Origin of the sequence: Paenarthrobacter nicotinovorans (assembly GCF_007670255.1) — a bacterium.
GTDB classification, from domain to species: domain Bacteria; phylum Actinomycetota; class Actinomycetes; order Actinomycetales; family Micrococcaceae; genus Arthrobacter; species Arthrobacter nicotinovorans_B.
In genome coordinates this window covers 1-1450 of record NZ_SZVS01000026.1, presented here as the reverse complement: position 1 = coordinate 1450, position 1450 = coordinate 1, and the positions used below count along the sequence as shown (strand labels likewise).

Sequence of the window (1450 nt, the reverse complement as noted above, 5' to 3'; positions counted from 1 at the left end):
CTGTGGAGTCTCATGACTTAATGGACAGTTCTGTCTCATGACTTCGTAGACACTCTGTCTCAGGACATCGTGGACATTTGTCGGGCGGGTTTGCTGCTGTCCATGAGTAAATCCCAGCCCGACATCAAGATCCGGCATGCTGTGGCAACGTGGTCCGAGGATTCACCCAGGGGCGCGGTTACAGCGTTCTGCAGGAAGCACAATGTCTCCCGGGCCTGGTTTTACCGGGTCCGGGCGGCAGCTTCGGAGGTCGGGCCAGTGAAAGCGCTGGAGAAGAAACCCACGGTCCCGAAGACCATGCCCACTGTCACGGAGCCGGCCATGATCGAGCTGCTGCTCGATACTCGAGCAGAACTCCAGGACAGGGGCCTGGATCACGGCCCGCTCTCGGTCATCGCCAAGCTCTCAAGGATGGGTCTGAAGCCGCCGTCGCGAGCCACCGTGGCCAGGATCTTTGTCCGGGCAGGAATGGTCGTGCCCGAGCCTCGGAAGAAGCCACGGAGCGCGTACAAACGCTTCGTCTATCCGCAACCGAACGCGTGCTGGCAGATCGACTCGACCGAGTGGCAGCTCGCCGGCGGTAAGAAAGTGGCGATCTTCCAACTCATCGATGACCATTCGCGTCTGGCCCTGGCGTCCTTGGTCGCAACCGGGGAAACCAGTGCTGCCGCTATCGCCGTCGTCACGCAGGCGATCGAACGCCACGGAACGCCACAGAGATTCCTCTCTGACAACGGCACGGCACTGAATCCCACCCGTCGCGGGCGCTCTGGGGCTCTGGTGGAGTTCCTCAAAGCCAAGGGCGTCGAACCGATCACGGGCAAACCCTACAAACCCACCACCCAAGGCAAGAACGAACGCTTCCATCAGACCTTGCATCGATACCTGCACCGGCAGCCACCGGCGTCCACCATGACCGCACTTCAGGCCCAAGTGGACGCCTTCGACCTGTACTACAACAACGAACGCGAACATCAGGGCCTGCCAGCAGGAATGACACCAATCGAAGCATGGAACGCAACCCCCAAAACACCCCCACCGATCACCCCTGCACCCGTTTCACCCGGCCCGGAACGGCAAAGCGCGCAACGAACAGTGAACCGAAGCGGATCCGTGACGATCCTCGGAACCCATTTCAAGCTAGGCAAAGAACACATCGGCACCATCGTGCACGTCCTCTACAACGACGCCGACATCATGTTCTTCGGAGCACAAGGCACCGAGATCATCACCCACCCCCGGCCACCGCGAGGAACCCGGTACGTCGGCAACGGTAAACCCTCGGGAGTCGCCGCCGACCCCCGAGGCGCCCGCAAGAAACGAACCACCTACCCACAACTCAAACCCCGGAACCCCACACACCAGGACGAACTGTCTACACACTCATGAGACACCAACTGTCTACGAAGTCCTGAGACATGAACTGTCTACAAGGTCCTGAGACATGACA

1 protein-coding gene is annotated in these 1450 nt (G+C 60.3%); it reads left to right on the top strand.

Annotation, left to right across the window (positions count from 1 at the left end; genetic code table 11):
* The first annotated feature begins 102 nt into the window (after nucleotides 1-102).
* Nucleotides 103-1389 carry a DDE-type integrase/transposase/recombinase gene (locus FDP28_RS20370; RefSeq protein ID WP_260842563.1) on the top strand — a complete coding sequence of 429 codons (1287 nt, stop codon included), beginning with the start codon at nucleotides 103-105 and terminating at the stop codon, nucleotides 1387-1389.
* Nucleotides 1390-1450 lie beyond the last annotated feature (61 nt).